1 pseudogene is annotated in these 322 nt (G+C 30.1%); it reads left to right on the top strand.

Annotated elements, in window-relative coordinates:
* Window positions 1–322, top strand: a pseudogene (locus tag ELQ16_RS09830) (hypothetical protein); the annotation flags it as partial.

Here is a 322-nt window from a genome sequence, read left to right as displayed (position 1 = left end):
TTATTTGATGGCGAATTCTCCCCACTCCAAGCTAAACAATTCTTTTCTCGCTATGATTTATTAAAACATTGTCCTAATACAAATTCAGGTTTTTCTGCTACTTTGTTTGGAGAAAAAAGAAAACAAAAGAATACAGAATCTAAAGAGATTAGCTATACAAGTGAATATGGCTATATCAATTATATTTTAGCAATTAGAGGAACAGAAATGAGTTCCTTTAAAGATTTATTTGTAGCTGATGCTTCTTTAGCCATAGGCTCTATACCCAAAGCCCAATATGATGATATGATAAACTTTTATGAAACTTGTATTAAAGATTATC

Origin of the sequence: Campylobacter sp. US33a, assembly GCF_004378855.1 — a bacterium.
GTDB lineage: Bacteria > Campylobacterota > Campylobacteria > Campylobacterales > Campylobacteraceae > Campylobacter_D.
The sequence above is the reverse complement of the archived record's forward strand: the minus strand, read 5'-3'. Positions and strand labels throughout refer to the sequence as shown.